2 protein-coding genes are annotated in these 1,297 nt (G+C 75.9%); both read right to left on the bottom strand.

The features are described 5' to 3' along the window. The coding region (pcaD, locus tag SACPADRAFT_RS0220885; RefSeq protein ID WP_007027653.1) for a 3-oxoadipate enol-lactonase at nt 1-624 on the bottom strand (624 nt) is incomplete at its 3' end. 8 nt (nt 625-632) lie between these two features. Further along, a partial coding sequence (locus tag SACPADRAFT_RS29065) for a lyase family protein (RefSeq protein ID WP_267880020.1) occupies nt 633-1,297 on the bottom strand: 665 nt, incomplete at its 5' end.

Genomic DNA, 1,297 nt, shown 5'->3' with positions numbered 1-1,297 from the left:
CGTGGCCGGGTCGTCGGCGCCCGCGACGACCAGGGTCGGCGCGGCGACCGCGGGCAGGTCGTCGCGGAGGTCCATCCCACCGATGGCCGCGCAACAGGCCGCGTAGCCCTCGGCGGGCACCGAGGCCGTCATCCCGTGGTAGAAGCGGGCGCGCTCCGGGTTCGCCCGCGACCACGCGTCGGTGAACCAGCGGCCGATGCTCGCGTCCGCGAGGGCGGTCATGCCCTCGGTTCGGGCCGTGTGCGCCCGCGCCGCCCACGACTCCGGGGTACCCAACTTGGCCGAGGTGCAGCACACCACCAGGCCTCGGATCCGCTCCGGCCGGTGGGCACCCAGCCACAGCCCCGTCATCCCGCCCAGGGACACCCCGACCACGTGGGCGCGCTCGACGCCCAGTTCGTCCAGCAGTTCCACGACGTCGCCGCCGAGGTCGGCCAGCGAACACGGCCCGTCCGGCACCGGGGTCCGCCCGTGCCCGCGGTGGTCGTACCGAACCACCCGGTATCCCGCCTCAACCAGGGGGCCGACCTGCGGCTCCCACATGCGCAGGTCGCTGCCGATCGAACCGGACAGCACCACGACCTCGCCGTCGGACGGCCCGTCCTCCACGTGATGCACCCGCACCGTGCCCGCTACCTTTCGTCCGTCGTCTCGGATGCGCCCGCGGCCCCGGCGTGTGCGTCCAGGGCGCGGCGCACGAATTCCTCCGCGCTTCCCACGTACCCGGCCGGGTCGAGCAGCCGCTCGATCGCCGCGGGCGACAGGTGCGCGCCTACCAGCGGGTCCTGTGCCAACACCCGCGCCAGTGGCGCATCCTCGTCCCGGGCCCGCTCGCAGCAGGCGGTCACCGCGTCGTGCGCGGCCAGACGGCCGACCGCACCCGCCAGCTCGGTGGTGACCCGCTCGGCCAGCAGCAGACCACCGCTGCGGTCGAGGTTGGCCCGCATCCGTCCGGCGTCCACCCGCACCCGGTCGAGGCTGACGCGCACCCAGTGCGCCGCCGCCCCGGTCACCCGCAGCAGTTGGGTGACCGGCCGCCACTCGGCGTGCCAGGCACCCGCCGCGCGCTGGTGCTCCTGCTCCATGGCCGCGAGCAGGTCGGCGACCAGCCCCGGGGCCTGCTTGGCGGAGCCGAGCGCGGACACCGCCGCCACCGGGTTGCGCTTGTGCGGCATGGTGGACGACCCGCCGCTGCCCGCGGGCCCTTCCTCGTGCAGTTCGCCGAGGTCGGTCCCGGCGAGCTGCACGATCGACCGGGCCACCCCGGAGACCGCGCCCGCGGCCTCCCCCAGCGCCC

It is taken from the genome of Saccharomonospora iraqiensis subsp. paurometabolica YIM 90007, assembly GCF_000231035.2.
GTDB lineage: Bacteria > Actinomycetota > Actinomycetes > Mycobacteriales > Pseudonocardiaceae > Saccharomonospora > Saccharomonospora paurometabolica.
Note: the sequence above shows the minus strand (reverse complement) of the source record. Positions and strands in the feature narration are given on the sequence as shown.